Annotated in this window: 21 protein-coding genes; 7 read left to right on the top strand and 14 right to left on the bottom strand. The window is 72.1% G+C overall.

Annotation, left to right across the window (positions count from 1 at the left end; translation table 11 throughout):
• Positions 1–23 precede the first annotated feature (23 nt).
• The 3 genes from ACILR4_RS03115 to ACILR4_RS03125 form a co-directional block, all read right to left on the bottom strand.
• The gene (locus ACILR4_RS03115) at positions 24–1,412 is read right to left on the bottom strand and encodes a multicopper oxidase family protein (RefSeq protein WP_395699360.1); all 1,389 of its coding nucleotides are present in this window, start codon (positions 1,410–1,412) and stop codon (positions 24–26) included.
• Positions 1,413–1,434: 22 nt separating this feature from the next.
• On the bottom strand, positions 1,435–2,796 hold the full coding sequence (locus ACILR4_RS03120) for a TolC family protein (protein ID WP_395699361.1): 1,362 nt from the start codon (positions 2,794–2,796) through the stop codon (positions 1,435–1,437).
• A gap of 109 nt (positions 2,797–2,905) precedes the next feature.
• Positions 2,906–3,340 carry a hypothetical protein gene (locus tag ACILR4_RS03125; protein WP_395699362.1) on the bottom strand — a complete coding sequence of 145 codons (435 nt, stop codon included), beginning with the start codon at positions 3,338–3,340 and terminating at the stop codon, positions 2,906–2,908.
• A 173-nt stretch (positions 3,341–3,513) separates the two neighbouring features.
• Here ACILR4_RS03125 and ACILR4_RS03130 point away from each other — a divergent pair, with 173 nt between their 5' ends.
• On the top strand, positions 3,514–4,764 hold the full coding sequence (locus ACILR4_RS03130) for an exonuclease SbcCD subunit D (RefSeq protein ID WP_395699363.1): 1,251 nt from the start codon (positions 3,514–3,516) through the stop codon (positions 4,762–4,764).
• A gap of 4 nt (positions 4,765–4,768) precedes the next feature.
• Positions 4,769–8,236, top strand: a complete 3,468-nt coding sequence (locus tag ACILR4_RS03135) for an AAA family ATPase (protein WP_395699364.1) — start codon at positions 4,769–4,771, stop codon at positions 8,234–8,236.
• 16 nt (positions 8,237–8,252) lie between these two features.
• Here ACILR4_RS03135 and ACILR4_RS03140 read toward each other — a convergent pair whose 3' ends face one another.
• From ACILR4_RS03140 to ACILR4_RS03175, 8 genes are all read right to left on the bottom strand, one after another.
• Entirely contained in the window at positions 8,253–9,041 is a 789-nt protein-coding gene (locus ACILR4_RS03140) for a VOC family protein (RefSeq protein ID WP_395699365.1), read from the bottom strand.
• 97 nt (positions 9,042–9,138) lie between these two features.
• Positions 9,139–10,617: a ribonuclease G gene (gene rng, locus ACILR4_RS03145; RefSeq protein ID WP_395699366.1), complete on the bottom strand. Its 1,479-nt coding sequence runs from the start codon at positions 10,615–10,617 to the stop codon at positions 9,139–9,141.
• A 2-nt stretch (positions 10,618–10,619) separates the two neighbouring features.
• Positions 10,620–11,231: a Maf family protein gene (locus ACILR4_RS03150; RefSeq protein WP_395699367.1), complete on the bottom strand. Its 612-nt coding sequence runs from the start codon at positions 11,229–11,231 to the stop codon at positions 10,620–10,622.
• Positions 11,228–11,698 (bottom strand): 23S rRNA (pseudouridine(1915)-N(3))-methyltransferase RlmH, encoded by a 471-nt coding sequence (gene rlmH / locus ACILR4_RS03155; protein WP_395699368.1) that lies wholly within the window; start codon positions 11,696–11,698, stop codon positions 11,228–11,230. Before rlmH ends, ACILR4_RS03150 begins: the two co-directional genes overlap by 4 nt.
• Positions 11,698–12,372 carry a ribosome silencing factor gene (gene rsfS, locus ACILR4_RS03160; protein WP_395699369.1) on the bottom strand — a complete coding sequence of 225 codons (675 nt, stop codon included), beginning with the start codon at positions 12,370–12,372 and terminating at the stop codon, positions 11,698–11,700. The genes rlmH and rsfS overlap by 1 nt, the downstream gene beginning before the upstream one ends.
• 65 nt (positions 12,373–12,437) lie before the next feature.
• Positions 12,438–13,367 (bottom strand): oxygen-dependent coproporphyrinogen oxidase, encoded by a 930-nt coding sequence (gene hemF / locus ACILR4_RS03165; RefSeq protein ID WP_395699370.1) that lies wholly within the window; start codon positions 13,365–13,367, stop codon positions 12,438–12,440.
• Between the two features lie 17 nt (positions 13,368–13,384).
• Positions 13,385–14,665 (bottom strand): phosphoribosylamine--glycine ligase, encoded by a 1,281-nt coding sequence (gene purD / locus ACILR4_RS03170; RefSeq protein ID WP_395699371.1) that lies wholly within the window; start codon positions 14,663–14,665, stop codon positions 13,385–13,387.
• Positions 14,662–15,387 carry a YebC/PmpR family DNA-binding transcriptional regulator gene (locus tag ACILR4_RS03175; RefSeq protein WP_395699372.1) on the bottom strand — a complete coding sequence of 242 codons (726 nt, stop codon included), beginning with the start codon at positions 15,385–15,387 and terminating at the stop codon, positions 14,662–14,664. Before ACILR4_RS03175 ends, purD begins: the two co-directional genes overlap by 4 nt.
• Before the next feature lie 151 nt (positions 15,388–15,538).
• Here ACILR4_RS03175 and selD point away from each other — a divergent pair, with 151 nt between their 5' ends.
• The 3 genes from selD to ACILR4_RS03190 are packed head-to-tail and all read left to right on the top strand — an operon-like array spanning position 15,539 to position 18,954.
• A complete protein-coding gene (gene selD, locus ACILR4_RS03180) occupies positions 15,539–16,591 on the top strand; it encodes a selenide, water dikinase SelD (RefSeq protein ID WP_395699373.1) in 1,053 nt (350 codons plus the stop codon).
• A 13-nt stretch (positions 16,592–16,604) separates the two neighbouring features.
• Positions 16,605–17,333, top strand: a complete 729-nt coding sequence (locus ACILR4_RS03185) for a hypothetical protein (RefSeq protein WP_395699374.1) — start codon at positions 16,605–16,607, stop codon at positions 17,331–17,333.
• A gap of 37 nt (positions 17,334–17,370) precedes the next feature.
• Positions 17,371–18,954: a helicase HerA-like domain-containing protein gene (locus ACILR4_RS03190; protein WP_395699375.1), complete on the top strand. Its 1,584-nt coding sequence runs from the start codon at positions 17,371–17,373 to the stop codon at positions 18,952–18,954.
• Positions 18,955–18,996: 42 nt separating this feature from the next.
• On the opposite strand, the gene ACILR4_RS03195 is transcribed toward ACILR4_RS03190, so the two are convergent.
• From ACILR4_RS03195 to ACILR4_RS03205, 3 genes are read right to left on the bottom strand one after another with little or no spacing between them, the layout of a single operon-like run.
• The gene (locus ACILR4_RS03195; protein ID WP_395699376.1) at positions 18,997–20,607 is read right to left on the bottom strand and encodes a M14 family metallocarboxypeptidase; all 1,611 of its coding nucleotides are present in this window, start codon (positions 20,605–20,607) and stop codon (positions 18,997–18,999) included.
• Between the two features lie 32 nt (positions 20,608–20,639).
• Positions 20,640–21,476 (bottom strand): DUF6515 family protein, encoded by an 837-nt coding sequence (locus ACILR4_RS03200; RefSeq protein ID WP_395699377.1) that lies wholly within the window; start codon positions 21,474–21,476, stop codon positions 20,640–20,642.
• A gap of 29 nt (positions 21,477–21,505) precedes the next feature.
• Positions 21,506–22,087, bottom strand: a complete 582-nt coding sequence (locus ACILR4_RS03205) for a YMGG-like glycine zipper-containing protein (RefSeq protein WP_395699378.1) — start codon at positions 22,085–22,087, stop codon at positions 21,506–21,508.
• A 304-nt stretch (positions 22,088–22,391) separates the two neighbouring features.
• On the opposite strand from ACILR4_RS03205, the gene ACILR4_RS03210 reads away from it, so the two are divergent.
• Positions 22,392–23,027: an RNA polymerase sigma factor gene (locus tag ACILR4_RS03210; protein ID WP_395699379.1), complete on the top strand. Its 636-nt coding sequence runs from the start codon at positions 22,392–22,394 to the stop codon at positions 23,025–23,027.
• Positions 23,028–23,046: 19 nt separating this feature from the next.
• Complete coding sequence (locus ACILR4_RS03215; RefSeq protein ID WP_395699380.1) at positions 23,047–23,547, top strand: cupin domain-containing protein; 501 nt, start codon at positions 23,047–23,049, stop codon at positions 23,545–23,547.
• Positions 23,548–23,590: the final 43 nt, after the last annotated feature.

The following is a 23,590-nucleotide window of genomic DNA, read 5'->3' on the forward strand; positions in this document are numbered from 1 at the left end:
AATCGAGGGGTGGTCCGGCAACATCAATGGCCCTGGTGCCCTTCGTGGCCGCTGGGCTTGCGCACCTGCATCGCCTTGTCGTCGGGCCTCGGTGCGGCTGCGCGCACGGGCGGCGGCAGCTCGGCGGTGTACTCGCTGGCCAGCGTGCCCTTGGGATGCGGGTACGGCCCGGGGTCGCGGTAGTCGCCGCGCTTCACGTCGTCGCGCACCTTCACCACGCTGAACATGCCGCCCATGCCCACCGGGCCGAACGGGCCCTGGCCGGTCATCATCGGCAGCGTGTTGTCCGGCAATGGCATCTCCATCTCGGCCATGTCGTGCATGCCCTTGTCGCCCATCACCATGTAGTCGGGGACCAGGCCGGTGATCTTCTCGACCACGTCGCGGTGGTCGACGCCGATCATCGTCGGCACGCCATGGCCCATCGCGTTCATCGTGTGGTGCGACTTGTGGCAGTGGATCGCCCAGTCGCCGGCCACCGCGTCGAACTCGAAGGCGCGCATCTGGCCCACCGCCACGTCGGTGGTCACCTCCGGCCAGCGGGCCGACTTCGGCACCCAGCCGCCATCGGTGCCGGTGACCTCGAAGTGCGGGCCGTGCATGTGGATCGGGTGGTTGGTCATCGTCAGGTTGCCGACGCGGATGCGCACGCGATCCCCGGTGCGCGCCACGAAGGGGTCTATCCCGGGAAAGGCGCGGCTGTTCCAGGTCCACAGGTTGAAGTCCAGCATGGTGTTGACGCGCGGCGTGGCGCTGCCGGGCTCGATGTCGTAGGCGTTCAGGATGAAGCCGAAGTCGCGGTCCACCTTGTACTGCCGCGGATCCTTCGGGTGCACGATGAACAGGCCCATCATGCCCATCGCCATCTGCACCATCTCGTCGGCATGCGGGTGGTACATGAAGGTGCCCGAGCGCTGCAGCACGAACTCGTACAGCCAGGTCTGGCCCACGCCGATGGGCGGCTGCGTCAGGCCGCTGACGCCATCCATGCCCGAGGGCAGCAGCACGCCATGCCAGTGCACCGTGGTGACCTCGGGCAGCTTGTTGGTGACGAAGATGCGCACGCGGTCGCCTTCCACCGCCTCGATGGTCGGGCCCGGGCTCTGGCCGTTGTAGCCCCAGAGCTTCGCCGTCATGCCGGGCGCGATTTCGCGCAGCACCGGCTCGGCCACGAGGTGGAATTCCTTGACGCCGTCCTTCATGCGCCAGGGCAAGGACCAGCCGTTGAGCGTGACGATGGGCTGGAACGGCCGGCCGTTCGGTGGCAGCGGCGGCGGCTGCATCGTGGCGCTGGACTGCACGGCGGCTTCGGGCAGCAGTGCCGCGCCGGCGCGGCTGACGGCCGCGGCGCCCAGCAGCGTGGCACCGGCGGCCTGGAAGAAGCCGCGGCGGGTGTTGCGGGGGGTGGTCATGGCAAGAGTCCTTCGAGATCGGTCACGGGGCCGGCGTGGCACCGGCCAGGGCGGCCTGCAGCTGCGCATCGGCGAGCCAGAAGTCGCGCTGGGCTTCCACCGCGCCGGTCACGCCGGCGATCTGCTCGCGTGCATCGGCCAGCAGCTCGAACACGCTGCCGAGCATGCCGTTGTAGCGCAGCAGGTTTTCTTCCGAGATGCGCTTGCGCAGCGGCACCAGCTCGTCGCGGTAGTGGCGTGCCAGCGCGTAGGCGCTGCGGTAGGCCGAATGCGCCTCGCGCACCTGCGATCGTGCGTCGGTGGCCACCTGCGCGGCCTGGTGCAGCGCCTGCAGGTACACGCTCTCGGCCCGCGCGACACGCGCGCTGCCGAAGTCGAACAACGGCAGCATCAGCTCGATCTCGTAGCCATTGCGGCGCGGCTCGCCGCTGCTGCTCTGGTTCTGATAGCCCGCATTCAGCACGTTGACGAAACGCGTCGCGCGGCTCAGGCCCAGCGCGCTGGCGGTGGCTGCGGTGGCGCGGCGCGCCATCAGCACATCGAGCCGCTTGTCCATCGCGCGCTGCTCGAGCTGGGCCTGCTCGGTGCTCGCGGCAGGCAGCTCGGGCAGATCGGGCAGGCGCTCGGGCAGCGTGAAGGCCTGCGTCACGCCGTCCAGCCCGAGCAGCCGCGTCAGCCGCTCGCGGGTGGCCACCTGCTGATGCTGGGCCCGGCCCAGCTGGGCCACCGCATCGACCTGGAACGCCTGCTCGCGCATCTGCGAGAGCTTGTTGAAATTGCCGGCGGCCAGCATGCGCCGCGCCAGCTCGGCCGAGGCATCGGCCGCCTGCTTCACCTGCCCCTGGTAGCCCAGCAGCTGCTGCGCCGCCACCGCCTCGAAGAAGGCCTTGCGCACCTCGATGGCCAGGCTGACCGTGTCGGCCGCGGCGCGCAGCTGTGCCTGTTCGAAGCGCTGCTGCTCGGCCTGGCGGGCCAGCGGCATCGTCAGCAGGCCCAGCACGTCGAACATCACGGCCCGATCGATCTCGACCGCAGCGCCGCCCGCCAGGCGGCCAAAGCGCAGCGCAGGGTTGGCCAGGCGGCCGGCCTGCACCAGGTCTGCCTCGGCAATGCCCAGCTCGGCATAGCGGGCCTGCAGGCCCCGGTGGTTGAGCAGGGCCAGCTCGACCGCCGCATCGGCACTGAGCGGCTGGCCCAGCAGTTCGGCCACGCGCGCGCGGACGGTGGCGGAAGGCTCGACGCCGCGCTGCAGCACCGGCGTCTGGCCGATGCGTTCGCGGCTGAGTTGCGCGACGGTGTCGAAGCCGCCATCGGGCGAGAACGACGCGCAGCCGGCCAATACCAGCAGCGCAGCGGCTGCCGCGGCGGAACGCAGGAAAGTCATGACGTGAACCCAGGTGAATCGCCGGCGGACAGGGCCGCCGGCCACAGCCCGTGCCACCCCCCGGCGGCACAGGCGCAGGCAGGCCTCGGCACGAGGCCCGGCGCAAGGCTCAGGCGGCGCGGGGTGGGCGTTCCAGGCCTGCCGGCACGAAGCCCGCCAAGGGCGCCGCCAGGTCGGGGAATCGGATGGGCGACGCAGCGGCCGGCACCGGCCACACCGCGTCGGGCGTGGGCAGGGGCGTCACCGAGCAGAAGGCCGAACAGGTGTTGCACTTGCCCGCGCCACCACTGCCGTGGTCGTGGTGCTGGTCGTGGTGCTGGTCGTGCGGGTGATCGTGCGAATGACCCGCCTGCACCGACACGCTGGCCGCGTCTTTTGCATGTTGGGCCGGGTGATGATCGGTGTGACGATGCTCGGGCCCCTGCAGGCCAACGGGCTGCAGGTCGACCGCCGCCACCGGGCACAGCATGGCTGCCGCCAGCGCGCCCCGCAAGGGCAGCAGCAGCGCCAGCAGCACCAGGAGCCAGAGGCGGGCAGTCTTCACGAATCCAGGTTAGCACGCAGCCGTTGACCAAGCGCCGCATTCTGAACCTTGCCATCGTGGCAAGGTCAAGCATGACCCCACGCGCGACAGGCAAAGGCCCCTGGCAGCCGATACAGTTCCCGACTCGCACGACCCGACTCGCACCAGCCGATTGCCCCACGGAGCCCCTGCCCTTGCGCTTCATCCACGCCGCCGACATCCACCTGGACAGCCCCCTGCGCGGGCTGAGCGCCTACCAGGACGCGCCGGCCGAGCAGCTGCGCGGCGCCACGCGCGAAGCCTTCAGCCAGCTGATCAGCACCGCCATCGAGGAGCGGGTGGACTTCATCGTGATCGCCGGCGACCTGTACGACGGCGACTGGCCCGACTTCAACACCGGCCTGTTCTTCTGCGCCGAGATGGGCCGGCTGCAGCGCGCGGGCATCCCCGCGTTCGTGCTGTTCGGCAACCACGATGCCGAGAGCCACATGACGCGCGCGCTGCGCCTGCCGGACAACGTGCGCCGCTTCTCGGCCGCCGAGTGCCAGGTGCACACGATCGAGCCGCTGAAGGTGGCCCTGCACGGCCGCAGCTTCCGGGAGCGCGACACCACCGAGAACCTGGCCGCCGGCTATGGCCCGCCGCTGCGCGACCACTTCAACATCGGCGTGCTGCACACCGCGCTGGAAGGCCACAGCGAGCATGCCAGCTACGCCCCCTGCACGCTGGCCGAGCTGCAGGCCAAGGACTACGACTACTGGGCGCTGGGCCACGTGCACGAGCACAAGGTCTGGACCGGGCGCTCGACGATCTGCTTTCCCGGCAACCTGCAGGGCCGCAGCATCCGCGAAACCGGGCGCCGCGGCGCGGTGATGGTGACGGTGGGCGAAGACCGCGTGCCGCGGGTGGAGCGCCTGTACATCGACCTGCTGCGCTGGGAACACCTGGCGGTGGACCTGTCGGCCTGCACCACGCTGGACGACGTGGGCCGCGCCACGCAGCGCGCGCTGGCGCAGCTGCTGCAGACCGATGCCCAGGTGCCGCGTGCCTTGCGCGTCAGCTTCGTCGGCGAGAGCCCGATCCATGGCGAGCTGTTCCAGCGCGAGCTCGACCTGCGGGCGCATGTGCTGGCCGAAATCAGCGCCATCGGCCCCGAACGGCTGTGGCTGGAGAAAGTGAAGCTCGCCACCCGGCCCGGCCAGGCGCCGGCGGCCGGCGGCCTGGGCGCCGACGCGCTGGCCGAGCTGGCCGCGCTGCTGGCCGAGGCGCGCCACGACGAATCGCTGCAGCGCGAGCTGCGCGACGACTTCAGCCAGATGCTCGGCAAGGCGCCCGAGCTGTTGGCCGAGGTGCCGGTGCTGCGCAGTGCACGCGAAGGTGAATTGGCCGCGGTGTTCGAGCAGGTGGTGCCCGGCCTGCTGGCGCGCCTGGCGATGAAGGAGTGAGCCGGTGCGGCTGCAACAGCTGTCCCTGATCCGCTACGGGCGCTTCACCGACCAGGTGCTGGACTTTCCGCGCCGCGACTGCGACTTCCACCTGGTCGTCGGCGCCAACGAAGCCGGCAAGTCGACGCTGCGGCGCGCGGTGTCCGAGCTGCTGTTCGGCATGGCCTTGCGCAGCGAGATGGCCTTCCTGCATCCGGTGTCCGAGCTGCGGCTGGGCGCGGTGGTCGAGTCCGCCGCCGGCAGCCTGGCCTTCCACCGCTCGCGCAGCCGCAAGTCGCTTCGGCGCCCCGACGACGAAGCGCTGCCCGACACGGCGCTGGCCGCGCATCTGGGCGACACCGGCGAGGCCTTGTTCAACCGCATGTTCTGCCTGGACCTGGCGGGCCTGCTGGCCGGCGGTCAGACGATCCTGGAGGCGTCCGACGATGTCGGTCAGCTGCTGTTCCAGTCGGCCGCGGGGCTGTCCAGCCTGGGCAGCGTGCGCGATGCGCTGGCCGAGGAAGCGAACAGGCTCTACGCCCCGCGCAAGTCTGGCGACCGTCTGTTCTACCAGGCGCTGGAGCGCCACGAGGCGGCGCGCCAGGCACTGCGCGCCGCGACCGTGCACACGCGCAGCTGGTCCGCCGCCACGGCGCAGCTGGCCTCGGTGCAGGCCGCGCGGCAGGCGGCCTCCGAGCAGTACCGCAGCCTGTCCGCCGCGCGACAGCAGCTGGAACGCATCCGGCGCATTGCCCCGCGCGTGGCACAGCTGCGCGATGCCCAGGCCCAGTTGCAGGCCCTGGCCGGCACGGTGGCCTTCCCGGAAGACGCGGCGCGCCGGCTGGCCGATGGCGAAGTGGCGCTGGCCACGCAGGGCACCGCGCGGGCCCTGCATCGCGAGCGGACGCAGGACCTGCAGGCCCGGCTCGACGCGCTGGCCGTCGACGACGCCATCCTCACGCTGGACACGGCGGTGGAGGCCCTGGCCGCTGCGGGCCAGGCCTGCCTCAACCATCCGCGCGACATCGCGCATGCCGAGCAGGACGTGCAGGCCCGGCTGCGCGACGCCGCGGCCCGCGCGCAGCAGCTGGGCTGGCCCACGGACGAAGCGGCCCTGCGGGCGCGCCTGCCCACGCCGCTGGCCCTGAAGACATTGCTCGCGTTGCTGCAGCAGCGCGGCGCCCTGGCGCAGGGCCAGCAGTCGGCCCAGGACAGCCTGGACCGCGCGCAGGCCGCACTCGATCGGCTGCAGCGGCAGCAGGCCGGTCCGGCCGCGGCGCCGCTGTCGCCCGCGCTCGCCGCGGCGCTGCAGGACGCCCAGCCCTTCAAGGCCAGCGCCACCCGGCAACGCGCGCTCGAAGCCACCCTCGGCGAGGCCCGCGGCCGCCTGGCCGCGGCCTTGTCGGCGCTGTCGACCTGGCACATGGAACCGGCGGCGCTGGCCGCGCTGGCCGTGCCGGCCGAAGAAGAACTGGCAGCGCTGAAGGACGCTCGCGCCACGCTGGCCGCCGGGCTCGATGCCGCCCGCCAGCAGCAGGCCCAGGCCCAGGAGCAGGCGCGCCAGTCGGCACTGGCCCTCGCGCAGTTCAGCGCCAGCCACAGCGTGGTGACGCTGCCCGAGGTGCTGCAGGCCCGCGCGGCGCGCGACGCCTGGTGGGATCGCATCAAGACGCAGCAGGAACCGCTGGCCACCGGCGCGCCACGACTGGACCAGGCCATCGCCGAAGCGGACCGCCTGGTGGATCGCCAGCGCGACCATGCCGAGGCGGCGGCCCGGCTCGACAGCCTGCGCCAGGCGCAGGACCGTGATGCCGCGGCCGCGCAGGCCCGCCAGCAGCAGCAGGACGACGCCGCGGCCGCCCTGGCCGCGTTCGATGCCCGATGGGCCGCCCGCATGGCGGCCGCCGGCCTGCCCGGCATGGCCTTGCTGGGGCTGTCCGGCTGGTTGGCCGACCGCCGTGCCGCGCTCGAGGCCGCCGCCCAGCTCGACAGCCACACCCAGGCCCTGGCCGCCGAACAGCAGGCCGAGCAGGCCGCCGCCACGGCCCTGCGCGCGGCACTGCAGGCGTCCGGCAGCGCGCCCGAAGAGGGCAGCCGCCTCGCCGCGCTGTGCGCCCAGGCCGAGCAGCTGCTCGATGCCGAGCGCAATGCCCGGGCCGGCGCCGAGATGCAGGCCCGCCAGCGCTCGGACGCCGAGGCCGAATGCCATCACCAGCAGCAGCTGCTGCAGAGCCGGTCCACCGCGCTCGCGCAATGGCAGGCGCGGTGGCAGCAGGCCGCCGCTGCCGCCGCGCTGGACGGGGGCGTGATAACGCCTGATGCGGCCGGCCCGGCGATTGAACTGGCCGGGCAGGTGATCGACCTGCTGGGCCAGGTGGACACGTGGCGCCAGCAGCGCATCGGCACGATGCAACGGGACCTGGCCGAGCTCCACGCGGCGGCGCAGGCGCTGCGGGCGGCGCTGGGCCTGCCCGACGACGACGGGCAGGACCCGTTCGCGCTGGCCGGCGCCCTGCTGCAGCGCCTGCAGCGGGCGCGCGAGGCACGGCAGGAGCGCCAGCGCCTGACGGCCGAGCGCGAGGCCAGCGCGGCCGCCCTGCGCAGTGCCGAGGCCACGCTGGCCGCCACCCAGGCCACGCTGGACGGGCTGTACCAGCTGGCCCGCAGCGACGATGCCGCCGTGGTCCGCGCGCAGATTGCCGACTGCGACCGCCGCCGCATGCTACACGAGCAGGAGCAGCAGCACCGCCAGGCCATCGTCGATGCCGGCGACGGCCTGGCGCTGGAGGCCCTGCTCGCCGAATGCGATGCGGTGTCGCCCGCGACGCTGCCGGCGCAGCTGGAAGCGCTGGATGCGCAACTGGCCACCGTGGTGGACCAGCGCGCCCGCCTGGCCGGCGAAGAGGCACAGGCCCAGGCCGAGCTCGACCGCATGCGCGGCGGTGCCGACGCCGCGGTGGCCGAGTCCAAGCGCCTGGAAGCGCTGGCCCAGCTGGGCGATGCGGCCGAGCGCTACGTCACCGTCGCCACCGCCGCGCGCCTGCTGCGCTGGGCGATCGACCGCTACCGCGAGCGCAAGCAGGGGCCGCTGCTGCAACGCGCGGGCGCGCTGTTCGCGCAGCTCACGCTCGGCAGCTTCAGCCGGCTGGTGCCCGACTTCGAGGTCACGCCGCCGCGGCTGATCGCGCTACGCCCGAGCGGCGAGCGCGTGGACATCGGCGGCCTCAGCGAAGGCACGCGCGACCAGCTGTTCCTGGCACTGCGCCTGGCCGCGCTGGAGATGCACATCGCCGCCGACCGGCCGCTGCCCTTCATCGCGGACGACCTGTTCGTCAACTTCCACGACAGCCGCTCGCGTGCCGGCCTGGCGGCGCTGGGCGAGCTGGCGCGCAAGACCCAGGTGATCTTCCTCACCCACCACGCGCATCTGGTGGACGTGGCGCGGCAGTGCATCGACCCGCAGCTCCACGTCATCGAACTGGGCGGTCCGTGATCGGCCGGCACGGCCATCAGCGGGGTCCCGCCACGGCAAACGCCGCGCCTTGCGGGTCCAGGCCGTGCACGATCCAGCTGCCTCCGGGCACCTGGTGCGGGCCCATCAGCACCCGGCCGCCCGCGGCCGGGATGCGCGCCACCGCGGTGTCCACGCTGGCCACGTTCACGTAGTACAGCCAGTGCGGCCGCGGGGCGTCAGGCTGCTTCAGGACCATGCCGCCGTCGGCGTTGTCGCCCTGGGCGCCGGTGGCGAACAGTTGGTACACGCCGTTGGGGCCCATGTCCATCGTCTCGCCCTTGCGCCAGCCGAACAGTTCGCCGTAGAAGGCCAGCGCGCCGTCGAGGCGGGTGGTGTGCAGCTCGTGCCATCCGATGTGGCCCGGCGTGCCCGGCGCGGGCGTTGGCGGCGGGGCCATGCCCTCGGACGGCGCGCCCTTGAACAGCGCCAGCACGGCGCCCTGGGGGTCGCACACGATGGCGAAGCGACCCACGCCCGGAATGTCCTGCGGCGGCACGATCCCCCGGCCGCCCAGGCGCTGCGCCAGCGCCGCGGCGGCGTCCACGTCGTCCACCGCCACATAGCCGGTCCAGCCCGGGCAGGCGCCGCCCGCCTTCATCTCGTCGGTCAGGGCCATCATGCCGCCCACCGCATGGTCCGCCGGGCCGACCATCGTGTACGCCATGCCCGGCATGCCGGCATCGCGCGGCACCCAGTCCATGACGGCCGCATAGAAGGCCTCGGCCGCCTTCAGGTCGGTGGTGTTCAGCTCGAACCAGACATGCTTGCCCCGGAAGTCGGTCATCGCAGTGCTCCTTCGCAAGGATCGGGGCAACGATTGCAGCATGCCGCCCGGACGGCGGCAAGACAGACCTCGCCGGCGGGCGGCCGGGGGTGAAGCGCTACAGCAGGACGATGTCGTACTGCTCAGGATTCATCGACGGCTCCGCGCTCAGCGAGATCGGCTTGCCGATGAAGTCGCTGAGGCCGGCCAGGTGCTGGCTTTCCTCGTCGAGCAGCATCTCGACCACCGTGGCGCTGGCGACGACGCGGAACTCGCGCGGGTTGAACTGCCGTGCCTCGCGCAGGATCTCGCGCAGGATGTCGTAGCACACGCTGCGCGCCGTCTTCACCTGGCCACGGCCGTCGCAGGTGGGGCAAGGCTGGCACAGCATGTGGGCCAGGCTCTCGCGGGTGCGCTTGCGCGTCATCTCCACCAGGCCGAGCTGCGTGAAGCCGGAGACGGTGATCTTGGTGCGGTCCTTGCTGAGCTGCTTGCGGAACTCGGCCAGCACGGCCTGCTGGTGTTCCTCGCGCGTCATGTCGATGAAGTCGACGATGATGATGCCGCCCAAATTACGCAGCCGCAGCTGGCGCGCGATGGCGCCGGCCGCTTCGAGGTTCGTCTTGAAGATGGTGTCGTCGAAGTTGCGCGCGCCGACGAAGCCGCCGGTGTTGACGTCCACCGTGGTCAGCGCCTCGGTCTGGTCGATGATCAGGTAGCCGCCGGACTTGAGGTCCACGCGGCGCGCCAGCGCGCGTGCAATCTCTTCCTCGATGCCGAACAGGTCGAAGATCGGGCGTTCGCCCTTGTAGTGCTCGAGCTTGGCGCAGGACGACGGGGTGTAGGCATCGCCGAAGGCCTTCAGCGCGTCGAACTGCAGCTTGGAGTCGATGCGGATCGACTGCGTCGACTCGGTGGAGATGTCGCGCAGCACCCGCTCGGCGAGGTTCAGGTCCTGGTGCAGCAAGGTGCCCGGCGGCTGCGACAGGCCCTGCGCGCGGATCGCGGCCCAGGCCTTGCGCAGGTAGGCGATGTCGTCGGCCAGCTCCTCGTCGGTGGCTTCCTCGGCATTGGTGCGCAGGATGAAGCCGCCGGTGGGCGTGTCGGCCGGGGTGGCGGCCAGGCGCTGCATCCGCGCGCGCAGCAGTTCGCGCGTCTCGGGCGAACCGATCTTCTGCGAGATGCCGATGTGGTTGTCCTGCGGCAGGAACACCAGCATGCGGCCGGCGATGCTGATCTGCGTGGACAGCCGTGCGCCCTTGGTGCCGATGGGGTCCTTGATGACCTGGACCATGAGCGTCTGGCCTTCGAACACCTGGCGCTCGATCGGCACCGGCACCGCCACGTCGCCGCGCGCCGGGCCGTGGTGGCCGCTGCCGTGCAGGTCGGCCACATGCAGGAAGGCCGCGCGCTCGAGGCCGACGTCGATGAACGCGCTCTGCATCCCGGGCAGCACCCGCGCCACCTTGCCGAGGTAGACGTTGCCGACCAGCCCGCGCTCGAGCGCACGCTCGATGTGCAGTTCCTGCACCGCGCCGTTCTCGATGATCGCGACGCGGGTTTCCTGCGGCGCCCAGTTGATCAGGATGTCATGCATGGTCAGATCGGGAAGCGCGCCTGCCTCAGCAACTCGGCCGTCTCGAAGAGAGGCAAACCCATGATACCGGAGTAGCTGCCCTCGATATGGGCGATCCAGCCGGCGTACTGGCTCTGGATCGCGTAGGCGCCGGCCTTGCCGAAGGGTTCGCCGCTGGCGACATAACGCTCGATGGCAGCGTCCGTCATCGGCGCCACGCGGACCTTCGAGCTCGAAAGCGCGGTCAGCGTGCGGCGGCCGGCCCACAGCGCCACGGCGGTGAGCACGCGGTGCGTGCGGCCGGACAGCGCCCGCAGCATGCGGCGCGCATCCGCGGCATCGGCGGGCTTGGCGAAGATGCGGCGCCCCAGCGCCACGGTGGTGTCCGCCGCCAGGATGGGCTGCGGCGGCAGGCCGCGTGCGCTGGCGCGCTGGCGCGCGGCCCGCAGCTTGGCCAGCGTCACACGCTGCACGTAGTCCTCGGGCGATTCGCCGGCGCGCTCGGCCTCCAGGCGCTCGGCATCCTCGTCCGCGTCGGGCAGCAGCAGGTCGTGCGCCACGCCCAGCTGGTCGAGCAGCTGGCGCCGGCGCGGGCTTTGCGAGGCCAGGTACAGGCGCATCGGGTGGTCGCTCATTCTCGGTGATAGGGATGGCCGGTGCCCAGCGACCAGGCGCGGTACAGCGCCTCGGCCAGCAGCACGCGCACGAAGGCGTGCGGCAAGGTCAGGTCGGACAGGCGCAGGGTCTCGTCGGCGGTGGCCTTCAGCGCGGGGTCGAGCCCGTCGGGCCCGCCGATCAGCAGCACCACGTCGCGACCGTCGGCGCGCCAGGCCTGCAACCGCTCGGCCAGCTGCGCGGTGGTGAGCCGGCTGCCGCGTTCGTCCAGCACCACGCGGCGCGCGCCCTTGAGGCAGGCGGCTTCGAGCCGCTGCGCTTCGGCGGACATCAGCTGCGCGGCGGTCTTGCCGCTGACGCGCGGCTCGGCCTTCACGGCCTTCAGCACCAGGCGCATCTCGGGCGGGAAGCGCTTGGCGAACTCCTCGTAGGCGGTGCCGGCCCAGGCCGGTTGGCGCTGGCCGACGGCCGCCAGCAGCAGCTGCATCAGGGCTTCGCGGCGGTCTTGCGCGGCGCAGCCTTCTTCGCGGCGGCCGTCCTGGCGGACGCCGCTTTCACCGGCGCTTTCACCGGCGCCTTCATCGGCGCTTTCGCGGGCGCCTTCTTCGGCACCCCGACCTTCACCGTGCTGACCTTGGCGGCGGCCTTCTTCGCGGCCGGCGCCTTCTTGGCGCCCGGCGGCTGCTTCGACACAGCGCGCTGGGCCTCGAGCGCCGACTTGCGCGCGCCGGTCTTCCTGGCCGCCGGCGACTCTGCGCTCGCGGTCCGGGCCGCTGCCGCCTTCTTCGCCGCAGGCTTTTTCGCCGCGGACTTGGCGGCGGCCGCCTTCTTCGGCGCCGGCGCGTCTTCGTCGTCGTCGCCGTCCGACGAGGCCTTGACCAGGCCCTTCGCGCCCTCGGCCGCGAGCTTGAGCTTCACCGGCTTGATGATCCACTCGCCGTTCTCGCCACCTTCGGTGCTCAGCACCGGCAGCCCCTGCGACTTGACCGCGCCGCGCACGCTGGAGGCGAGCGCCTTGGTCTGGCGGTTGCTGGTGCCCGAGGCGATGATCACCCGCTCGAACAGCGGTGACAGGTGCTCGGTGTTGAAGACCACGATGTTCTGGGCCTTCACGTCCTCGAGGCCATCGACGATGGCGCGTTGCAGCTTGCGAATGTCCATTCAGCTCCTGGATCGCCCCGCGTCGGGGCTGGTGCGAGGCAATATAGCGCGCGAATCGCGCGGCGTCATGCGGCCCAATCCCGGGGCCGCAGGAAGTCTTCGTAGAGCCGGGCCTCGGGGCTGCCGGGCTCGGGATGCCAGTCGTAGCGCCACTTCACGACCGGCGGCATCGACATCAGGATGCTCTCGGTGCGGCCGCCGGATTGCAGGCCGAACAGCGTGCCGCGGTCGAACACCAGGTTGAACTCGACATAGCGTCCGCGCCGGTAGGCCTGGAAGTCGCGCTGGGCCTCGGTGTAGGGCATGTCGCGGCGGCGCTCGACGATGGCCAGGTAGGCCGGCAGGAAGGCGTCGCCCACCGCACGCAGCATCGCGAAGCTCTGCTCGAAGCCGAGCTCGTTGAAGTCGTCGAAGAAGATGCCGCCGATGCCGCGCGGCTCGTTGCGGTGCTTCAGGAAGAAGTATTCGTCGCACCAGCGCTTGAAGCGCGGGTACAGCGTGTCGCCGAAGGGCTGCAGCGCGTCGCGGCAGACGCGGTGGAAATGGCGCGCGTCTTCCTCGTGGGCGTAGTAGGGCGTCAGGTCCATGCCGCCGCCGAACCACACTGCCGGCGGGCGGCCTTCGGGCAGCGCCGCGAACATGCGCACGTTCATGTGCACCGTGGGCACATGCGGGTTGCGCGGGTGGAACACCAGCGAGACGCCCATCGCCTCGAACGGTGCGCCGGCCAGCTCGGGCCGGTGCTGCGTGGCCGAAGGCGGCAGCGTGGCCCCCAGCACGTGGCTGAAGTTGCAGCCGCCGCGCTCCAGCAGGCCGCCCTCTTCCACCAGCTGGGTGCGGCCGTCGCCGGTCAGGCGGCCGCCGGGCTCGCGGGTCCAGGCGTCGGTGGTGAAGGGCTTGCCATCGACCTGCTGCATCGTGCGCACGATGCGCGATTGCAGGTCCAGCAGGTAATTGCGGACGGCATTGGCGTCCATGGCACCGTTGGGGGTCATGCGGAGGGCGTCCGGGGTCAGCGCTTGATCGCGCGGTGGCCGATGTCGCGACGGTACTGGGCGCCGTCGAACTGGATGCTGCGCAAGGCCTCGTAGGCCCGCGCCTGCGCCAGCCTGGCCGAGTCGCCCAGCGCAGTGACGCAAAGCACGCGGCCGCCGGTGACACGGACCTCGCCGTCTTCCAGCGCCGTGCCGGCGTGGAACACCACCGCATCCTCGGTGTCCTCGGGCAGGCCGGTGATGGCATCGCCCTTGCGCGGCGCCTGCGGGTAGCCGGCCGCGGCCATCACCACGCCCAGCGCGAAACGGCGGTCCCACTGCAGCTCGACCTGGTCGAGCGTGCCGTCGGTGGCGTGCAGCAGCACCTCGAGCAGGTCGCTCTTCAGGCGCATCAGGATCGGCTGCGTCTCGGGGTCGCCCATGCGGGTGTTGAATTCCAGCGTCTTCGGGTGGCCGTTGGCGTCGATCATCAGCCCGGCATAGAGGAAGCCGGTGAACGGGATGCCATCCTTGGCCATGCCGGCCACGGTGGGCAGGATGATCTCGTGCATCGCCTTCGCATGCACGTTGGGCGTGACCACCGGCGCGGGCGAATAGGCGCCCATGCCGCCGGTGTTGGGGCCGAGGTCGCCGTCCTGCAGGCGCTTGTGGTCCTGGCTCGAAGCCAGCGGGAGCACGTGGTGGCCATCGACCAGCACGATGAAGCTGGCTTCCTCGCCCTGCAGGCACTCCTCGATCACCACCCGCGCACCACCGGCGTTGTGCTGCACGCCGAGGGTGTTGTCGACCAGCATGAAGTCGATGGCCTGGTGCGCCTCTTCGAGGCTGGTGGCCACCACCACGCCCTTGCCGGCGGCCAGGCCGTCGGCCTTGATGACGATCGGCGCACCGACCTTGTCGACATGCGCATGGGCCTGCGCCGCATCGCTGAAGGTGGCGTACAGCGCGGTGGGAATGCCGTGGCGCTGCATAAAGTCCTTCGCGAAGGCCTTCGAGCTTTCCAGCTGCGCGGCCGCCTTGCTGGGGCCGAAGATGCGCAGGCCGCGCGCGCGGAACACGTCCACCACGCCGGCGGCCAGCGGCGCCTCGGGGCCGACCACGGTGAGGCCGACCTTCTCGTGCTCGGCAAAGTCGGCCAGCGCCTCGGGCGCGGTGATCGGCACGTTCTCGAGCCGCTTGTCGCGCGCCGTGCCGCCATTGCCCGGCGCCACGAACACGCGCTGCACGCGCGGGCTCTGCGCCAGCTTCCAGGCCAGCGCGTGTTCGCGGCCGCCGCCGCCGATCACGAGCACCTTCATTCGGAGATTTCAGCGTTGTGGAACACGTCCTGCACGTCGTCCAGATCCTCGATGACGTCCAGCAGCTTCTGCATGCGCTGCGCGTCCTCGCCTTCGAGCGCGATGGTGTTCTCGGCGCGCATCGTCACCTCGGCGAGTTCCGGCTTCAGGCCGGCGGCCTCGAGCGCGTTCTTCACCGCCTCGAAGTCGGCCGGCGCGCTCAGCACCTCGATCGCGCCGTCGTCGCCGGTGATCACGTCCTCGGCGCCGGCCTCGAGCGCCACTTCCATCACCTTGTCCTCGCTGGTGCCGGGCGCGAAGATCAGTTGGCCGCAATGCTTGAACTGGAAGGCCACCGAACCCTCGGTGCCCAGGTTGCCGCCGTACTTGCTGAAGGCATGCCGCACCTCGGCCACGGTGCGCACGCGGTTGTCGGTCATGCAGTCGACGATGATCGCGGCGCCGCCGATGCCATAGCCCTCGTAGCGGATTTCCTCGTAGCTCACGCCCTCGAGGTTGCCGGTGGCCTTGTCGATGTTGCGCTTGACGGTGTCGGCCGGCATGTTCGCGGCCTTGGCCTTGTCGACCGCCAGCCGCAGCCGCGGGTTGGCCGTGATGTCACCGCCGCCCTGGCGCGCGGCGACCATGATTTCGCGGATCACACGGGTCCAGACCTTGCCGCGCTTCTCGTCCTGGCGGCCTTTGCGATGCTGGATGTTGGCCCATTTGGAATGTCCGGCCATGTCGTCTCTCTCTCGTGGCGCACGCTCGCAGCCAAGCATGGCTGCAGATGGCGCGCTGTCTGTGCGGAACCCGGGATTCTACCCAGCGGGGTATCCCGCAGGCCGCCGCTATGCTGCCGCGCAACAACGACTGCCTCGATCCCGACCGACCATGACGACCCCCGAACCCCGACTCACCTCGCTCTCGCACGGCGGCGGCTGCGGCTGCAAGATCGCGCCGGGCCTGCTGTCCGAGATGCTCCAGGGCACCGCCGCGCTGCCGGTGCCGCCGCAGTTGCTGGTGGGCATTGCCACCGCCGACGACGCGGCGGTCTACCAGCTCAACAGCGAGCAGGCGCTGATCGCCACCACCGACTTCTTCATGCCGATCGTCGACGACCCGCACGACTTCGGCCGCATCGCCGCGACCAACGCGATCAGCGACGTGTATGCCATGGGCGGCACGCCGATCATGGCGCTGGCATTGGTGGGCATGCCGATCAGCGTGCTGTCGCCGGCCACCATCGCGCGCATCCTCGAAGGCGGCGCGTCCGTGTGCCAGGCCGCCGGCATCCCGATCGCCGGGGGTCACAGCATCGATTCGGTCGAACCGATCTACGGCCTGGTGGTGATGGGGCTGGCGCACCCTTCGCGCATCCGCCGCAATGCCGACGCGCAGCCCGGCGATGCGCTGGTGCTGGGCAAGCCGCTGGGCGTGGGCGTGATGTCGGCGGCGCTGAAGAAGGAGCAGCTGCCGCCCGAGGCCTATGCCCGCATGATCGCGACGACCACCCAGCTCAACACGCCCGGGCCCGCGCTCGCCGCGCTGCCCGGCGTGCATGCGCTGACCGACGTCACCGGCTTCGGGCTGGCCGGGCATGCGCTGGAACTGGCGCGCGGCGCCGGCTGCCGGCTGCGCATCGACTGGTCGCGCGTGCCGCTGCTGCCGGGCGTGGCCGAGCTGGCGGCGCGCGGGCTGGTCACCGGCGCCTCGGGCCGCAACTGGGCCGGCTATGGACGGCAGGTGTCGCTGCCGGCCGGCTTCGACCCCACCGCGCAGGCCTTGCTGACCGATCCGCAGACCAGCGGCGGCCTGCTGGTCTCGTGCGATCCCGAGACCGTGCCCGAGGTGCTGGCGGTGTTCCGCCGCCATGGCTTCGACGCCGCGGCGGAGATCGGCCGCGTCGAGGCCGCGACGTCCGAACCGATGCTGGTGATCGCCTGAGAGGACCTGCCCGATGAACCCGCTGCGCAGCGCATTCGCCCGGCTCTTCCTGCCCGACCCCGCCCAGGCGCCGGACCGGCCCGCGACGATGGCCGACCTGCAGGACGCCGGGGGCCATGTGCGCGCGATGGTGCTGATGCTGCGGGGGCCGGCCGACTGGGAACCGCTGCGCGCGGTGTGGCGCGGCGTGCAGGCCGACCTGGGGCTGCCGGCGCCGGCCATCGCGGTGTCGGGCCAGGACGGGCTGCAGCTGTGGTTCTCGGCGCCGGCACCGGTGCCCGCCACGCAGGCGCACCGGTTTCTGGAGGCGCTGCGGCAGCGCTACCTGCCCGCCGTGGCGCGCCACCGCCTGGTGCTGTGGCCTGGCGCCGACGCGGCCAGCGCGCCGCCGGCGGAACTGGCCTGCGTGCCCGCGCCGCAGCCCGACGGCAGCCGCTGGTCGGCCTTCGTCGCAGCCGACCTGGCCCCGATCTTCTCGGAAACCCCGTGGCTGGACATGCCGCCGAGCGAAGACGGCCAGGCCAAGCTGCTGGCCGCCTTGAGCAGCCTGCCGGCCGACGGGCTGGCCACCAGCCTGGCCACGCTGGCACCGCCGGCTGCGGCCGCGCCGGCCGGGCCCGCGGGCCCGACGGCCGCCACGCCCCTTGCCGACGAACCGCGCGCCTTCCTGCTGCGCGTGATGAACGACGACAGCGTGCCGCTGGCGCTGCGCATCGAGGCCGCGAAGGCACTGCTCCACTAGACTCACCGCCAACCTTCATCCGCGCTGCGACCCGACCATGGCCGACCCCCTGCTGATCGCCCAACACGGCGACATCCGTTGCGAACTGCTGCCCGCGCTGGCCAACCGGCACGGGCTGATCACCGGCGCCACCGGCACCGGCAAGACCATCACCTTGCAGACGCTGGCCGAGAACTTCAGCCGCATCGGCGTGCCGGTGTTCATGGCCGACGTGAAGGGCGACCTCACCGGCATCACGCAGACCGGCTCGCTGAGCCCGAAGATGGCCGCCATCCTGAAGGAACGCGGCCTGCCCGAGCCGGTGCATGCGCCCTGCCCGGCCACGCTGTGGGACGTGTTCGGCAAGGACGGCCATCCGGTGCGCGCGACCGTCTCGGACATGGGCCCGCTGCTGCTGTCGCGCATGCTGGCGCTGAACGAAACCCAGTCCGGCGTGCTGAACCTGGTGTTCAAGATCGCCGACGACAACGGCCTCGCGCTGCTGGACCTGAAGGACCTGCGCGCGATGCTGCAGCACGTGGGCGACAACGCCAGCGAGTTCACCACCGAATACGGCAATGTCAGCGCCGCATCGATCGGCGCGATCCAGCGCGGCCTGCTCACGATCGAGCAGCAGGGCGGCGACAAGTTCTTCGGCGAGCCGATGCTGGACATCGCCGACTTCATGCAGACGGTCGAGGGTCAAGGCGTCATCAACATCCTCGCGGCAGACCAGCTGATGACCGCGCCGCGGCTGTACGCCACCTTCCTGCTGTGGATGCTGTCCGAGCTGTTCGAGCTGCTGCCCGAGGTGGGCGACCTCGAGAAGCCCAAGCTGGTGTTCTTCTTCGACGAGGCGCACCTGCTGTTCAAGGACGCGCCCGCGGCGCTGGTCGAGCGCATCGAGCTGGTCGTGCGGCTGGTGCGCAGCAAGGGCGTGGGCGTCTATTTCGTGACGCAGAACCCGCTGGACGTGCCCGACACCGTGCTCGCGCAGCTGGGCAACCGGGTGCAGCATGCGCTGCGCGCCTTCACGCCGCGCGACCAGAAGGCGGTGAAGTCCGCCGCCGAGACGATGCGCCAGAACCCCGCCCTCGGCGACATGGCCACGGCCATCACCGAGCTCGCGGTCGGCGAGGCGCTGATCAGCTTCCTGGACGCCAAGGGCCGGCCCAGCGTCACCGAGCGCGTGTTCGTGCTGCCCCCGGGCAGCCAGATCGGCCCGATCACGCCCGAGCAGCGGCAGGCGCTGCGCAGCAGCTCGCTGGTGGCCGGCGTCTACGAGAAGGTGATCGACCGCGAATCGGCCTATGAGAAGCTCAAGGGCCGCGCGGCCGCCTCGGCGCCAGCGCCGCAGTCCGCGCCCCTGCCGCCGCAGCAGCAGGCGCCTGGCGGGACCATGCTGCCGCCGCAGGCCAACGTCCCCACGGCGGGCCCGGCCCCTGCGCCAGCCCCAGCCGGCCCCGGCATGCTGGACGGCCTGAAGAGCGTGCTGTTCGGCAGCACAGGCCCGCGCGGCGGCCGCCACGAAGGGCTGGCCGAATCGGCAGCGCGCTCGGCGATGCGCTCGATCGGCTCCAGCGTCGGCCGGGAAATCATCCGCGGCGTGCTGGGCTCGCTGCTGGGCGGCGGCAAACGCTAATACGCATCCGGTGCGGCCACCGGGGCCGCCGGGACCCGGGCTTCAGAAGCCCTCGGGCCGCACCGTCACGCGCATCGCCGCATCCAGCCGGGTCAGCACCCGGTTGGCGAAGAAGCTGTTCTGCGTGTCCGGCTCCAGCGCCGCGATCGCCAGGTTGGCATACGGCTGGTCCAGCGGCACGTAGTGGCTGCCGGGCTCGGCGCGGAAGGCATGCGACGGCGCCAGACTGGCCTGCACGCGCAGGATCGTCTGCCGCCCGTCGGCCACGCTGCCGCGCACGTCGGGCCGGGCCATCTCGCCGCGGGCCTGTTCGACCCAGGCCTCGGCCTGCAGTGCCAGCGGCTTGTCCAGCGTCTGCACGCGCAGCCCCAGGGCCCGCAAGGCCGACACCGCGGCGGTCTCGTCGGCGGCCAGCCAGTAGCCGCAGGGGCGCGGCCGCTCGAGCTGCGTGCGCAGTTGCAGTGCCGAGTCCCAGTCCACCTGCAGCGGCTTGTCGGCGCCGGTGTCCGGGTCCAGCATCAGCAGTTCGCGTCGGGTCGGCGTGGTCGTCGCGGCCACGACCACGCTGCCACGGCAGGCGGTGGCCGCCACCTCGGCATCGGCCGCCGCCTGCAGTGCCTGCAGGTCGGCGGCGTGGTCGGCCGCGCTGGCCAGCACCGTGCGCAAGGCCACCACATGGGCCTGCATGCGCCGCGCCAGGTGCAGGCGGCCGATGCCGACGCCGCGTGTTTCCAGCAGCAGGCTCACCGCGTGGCGCAGGCCATTGACGTTGCGGCCGGTGTCCGGCTGCACGCCGCCCATCGACAGGCGCAGGTTCCCGGGCGCGGTGGAATTGGTGTAGTACCACTCGGTGCGCAGGCCCTGGGCGGCCAGCGCCGCCAGCACCGGCTGGCGGAACCAGTCTTCGCTGGCGCGGCTCAGGGCCGGGGGCAGGTTCGCCGCCATCGCGTACTGCAGCAGCATGTCGTTGCGCTGCACCGCGTTGAACTTCTCGCGGTAGCGGCCGACCACCGTGTGCTCGTGGGCGTCCACCACCACCACGGGCCGGTGCTCGCGCACCAGCCTGGCGATGGCCTGCGACTCGGGCGTGCGCAGCAGCAGGTGGTCACGGTTGATGTCGAAGCCATTGGCTGCCACGCGCCGGCCCCAGGCCGCACCATCGGGATTGGCGCGCGGCAGCACGATCACGTCGATGCGGTCCAGCAGCGCCGCGAGCGAAGGGCCGGCCGTGGCCTCGCCCGCCAGCGCGCGGGCGATCACCAGCAGCGCTTCGGCACCGGCCGGCTCGTCGCCATGCTGCTGGCCGATCAGCAGCACCACCGGCCGGCCGGCGCCGCGGCTGAAGCGCAGCGCCTGGATCGTCACCCCCTCCTGCGAGCGGCCGAGGTCCAGCCCCTCGATGCGGGTGCCGTTGCTGCCGCCGGACCGGGCCAGCCGGTTCAGCACGGCTGCCAGTTCGTCGTTCGAGCTGAAGTCGTCACGGCCGTCGGCCAGCACCGGGGCTTCGTAGTCGAGCCTGGGCGCTGGAAAGCGCGCGGCCACCGCTTCGGAATAGGGTGCCAGCTGCGCCGGCGCCGGGCGCGCGGCGAACAGGCCAACACCGATCAGCAGCAGCGCCGGCAGCGCGGCGCGCAAGAAGGCAGGACGAAGCATCGCCGCACTGTAGCGTGCGGCGCGGGGCACGCTCAACGAACGGTGTAGCCCCGGCCCTCCAGGCAGGCGGTGCGGGCGCGCTGGTAGTCGCCGCGCCGGCTGGCATCGCCACTGGGCTGGCCCACCGCGGCGGCGGTCGGGTCGAAGCCGGTCTGCGACGTGGCCCAGCGGTGGCACTCGTACTCGTCGGTGGACTGCTGCTGCGCACTTTGACCGTTACGGGGGTAGACGTAGAGCTTGTCGTTCGCCGGACCGGAGACCGGCGCCGGGCGACCGTCCACGGGCGTCGGCACCACCTCGTAGCCGCCCTCGACGCGCTCGCGGTAGTACACGCCATTGGCATACAGGTAGGTCAGGCCGCCGATGACGACCATGGTGCGGAACAGCGGCAGGTCGTCGACGATGATGCCGTAGGGCGGGCGCACCACCGTGTAGCCATGCAGCCCGGGGGCGTACCACACGCCGTCGTAGAAGCCGTAGTTGACGCCCGCCCACACCACCGTGTGGGAATGCGGCGGCAACGTGCGCACCGCCCAGCCCGGCGTCGGGTAGTAATGGCCATGGCCATGCGCACCGTCCCACCAGCGCGGCGGCTCGCCACGGTGCGGCGCACCGGGCACCGGGGCACGGCCTTCGCGCACACCGGGCGCCGGCGCACGGCCCTCCTGCGGACCGGGCCCGGGGGCCCGACCCTCCGGCAGACCCGGTCCGGGTGCCCGGCCCTCGTGCGGGCCGGGACCCGCCGCGCGGGGCGCCCCGGCGGGCGGGGCGTCGCGCCCTTCGCCCGGCGCGGCCTGCAGGGCGGGTGGCAAGGTGGCCAGCGTGGCCGCAGCCAGCGCGGTGGCGGCAAAAGAGGCAAAGCGGCGCATCGTGGGTTCTCCTTGGCTCCGGCCCGCCATCAGCCGATGCGGTAGCCGCGGCCCTGCATGCAGGCCGCCATCGCGCGCCGGAAGTTGTCGGTCGGCACGCGCGACGCGGCGGCCGCCTGCTGCTGGCGCGCCTGCGCCTGTTCGATGGCCTGGGCCCGAGACTCCTGCGCCAGCGCGCCCAGGAAGGTGCCGAAGATCGCGCCGATCACCGCGTTCTCGCCAGCGTGGCGCGGCGAGGACACCGCGGCGCCGAGCACCGCACCCGTGGCGGCACCGGCCACCACGTCGGCCCCGTCCCGCACCGGCGGCATGATCGTCGGGCCGCGCACCTGGCGCACCGGCGTCATGCCAGGATCGGTGTTGGTCTGCTGGGCGGCCCAGCGGTAGCACTCGTAGCGATCGCGGCTCTGCAGTTCGTCGGGCTGGCCGCGCTCGGGGTAGAAGTACATCGGCGCTTCTTCCACCACCGGCGGCGGCGCGCGCCGGCCTTCGGCGGAATAAACCGGACGATGAGCGGGTGCGACCACGCAACCGCTGAGCGCTGCGCACAGCAGCGGGGCCAGCAGCCAGAGGCGCTGGGAACGGGGCGGATTCAGGGCATCGGCAGACATGGCATGCATGCTGACGCAACGCCGGCCCGGGGGGTTTGCGTTGACGTAAAGCAGTGCAAAGTTCGGGGGAATCCGTTCCAGCACGCGCGGTCGGCGCCCGCTGCCGCGGCAGCAACCCCGCGCGCAGGAGGGAATGCGAATCCAGGCGCACCCTGCGCCCGTAGTGGGTGCCATGAACACCGCCTGGCCCACCGCCGCGCCCGCCCCGACCCCCCTCCCCGCCCCTGCAGCCGCGGCTGGTCGCGCCGGGCGGGCTCTGGCAAGATCCGCGCCGTCGTATCCGCCGGCCGCCCGCCAGTTCCTGATGCAACCCGCCCGCTCCGAGCCGGCCCCGCAGGCCCTCGGCCACGCCGAGGAGCAGGCGCGCGCCGAGCGCGCCGAGCGCGACCAACGCCTGGCCGGCTGGCTGGCCCAGGCGGCCGAGGGCGACGCGCAGGCTTTCGAGCGCTTCTACGACGCGACGATCGGCTATGCGCAGGCGCTGGCGCGCCGGCTGCTGCGCGAGCCCGACATCGACGACGTGCTGGCCGAGAGCTACTTCCAGTGCTGGCGCGAGGCGCCGCGCTTCGACGCCGGCCGTGGCAGCGCGGTGACCTGGCTGCTGACCCGCGTGCGCAGCCGCGCGATCGACCTGCGGCGCGCGCAGGCGCACGAGGCCAGCGAGGCCGCGGCCGGTGGCGAGAGCGACGAACTCACGCTGGCCGGCCTGGCTTCGCAGCTGCCCGGCCCGGACGAACTGCTGGCCCTGGCCGAGGCCGGCAGCCGGCTGTACCACGCGCTGGCCGCGCTGTCGCCCCAGGAGCGCTGGGTGCTGGGCCTGGCCTATTTCCGCGAGCTCTCGCATGCCGCCACCGCGCAGGTCACCGGCCTGCCGCTGGGCACCGTGAAGTCGCTGCTGCTGCGCGGCCAGCAGAAGCTGCGTCATCTGATGTCCGCATGACGGCCGGAACCACCACGCCATGACCGACCATCAAGACCCTTCACGCCCCGGTGAACCCTCCGAGGCCGGTGCCGTTCTGGATGCCGACATCGTCGACATGCTGAACCAGGGCGCCAGCGCCCCTTCGCCGGGCGATGCGCTGAGCATCGCGCGCGTCAAGCGCAAGCTGCTGGCCCACGTGGCCGAAGCGCAGCGCGCACGGCATGTCACGGTGCGTGCGGCCGACGGCCAGTGGCAGCCCTTCGGCCCCGGGCTGACGCTGAAGGTGCTGCACGAGCACGAGGGCATCATGTCCTACCTGGTGCGACTGGCGCCGGGCGCCACCCTGCCGCCACACCGCCACCCGATCGACGAGGAATGCGTGGTGCTCGAAGGCAGCCTGCGCATCGGCGATCTCGAAGTGGGTGCCGGCGGCTTCCACCTCGGCCGGCAGGACGTGCTGCACATGCCGATCGTCAGCGAGCAGGGGGCGCTGATCTTCCTGCGCGGCGCGGCGCCCGAGGCGGCATTGCTGATCTGATCCCTTGACGCCGGACCGGCCGCGTTTCGCGACGGCCGGCCGC

The sequence above is a fragment of the Aquabacterium sp. genome (assembly GCF_044226965.1).
GTDB lineage: Bacteria > Pseudomonadota > Gammaproteobacteria > Burkholderiales > Burkholderiaceae_C > Pseudaquabacterium.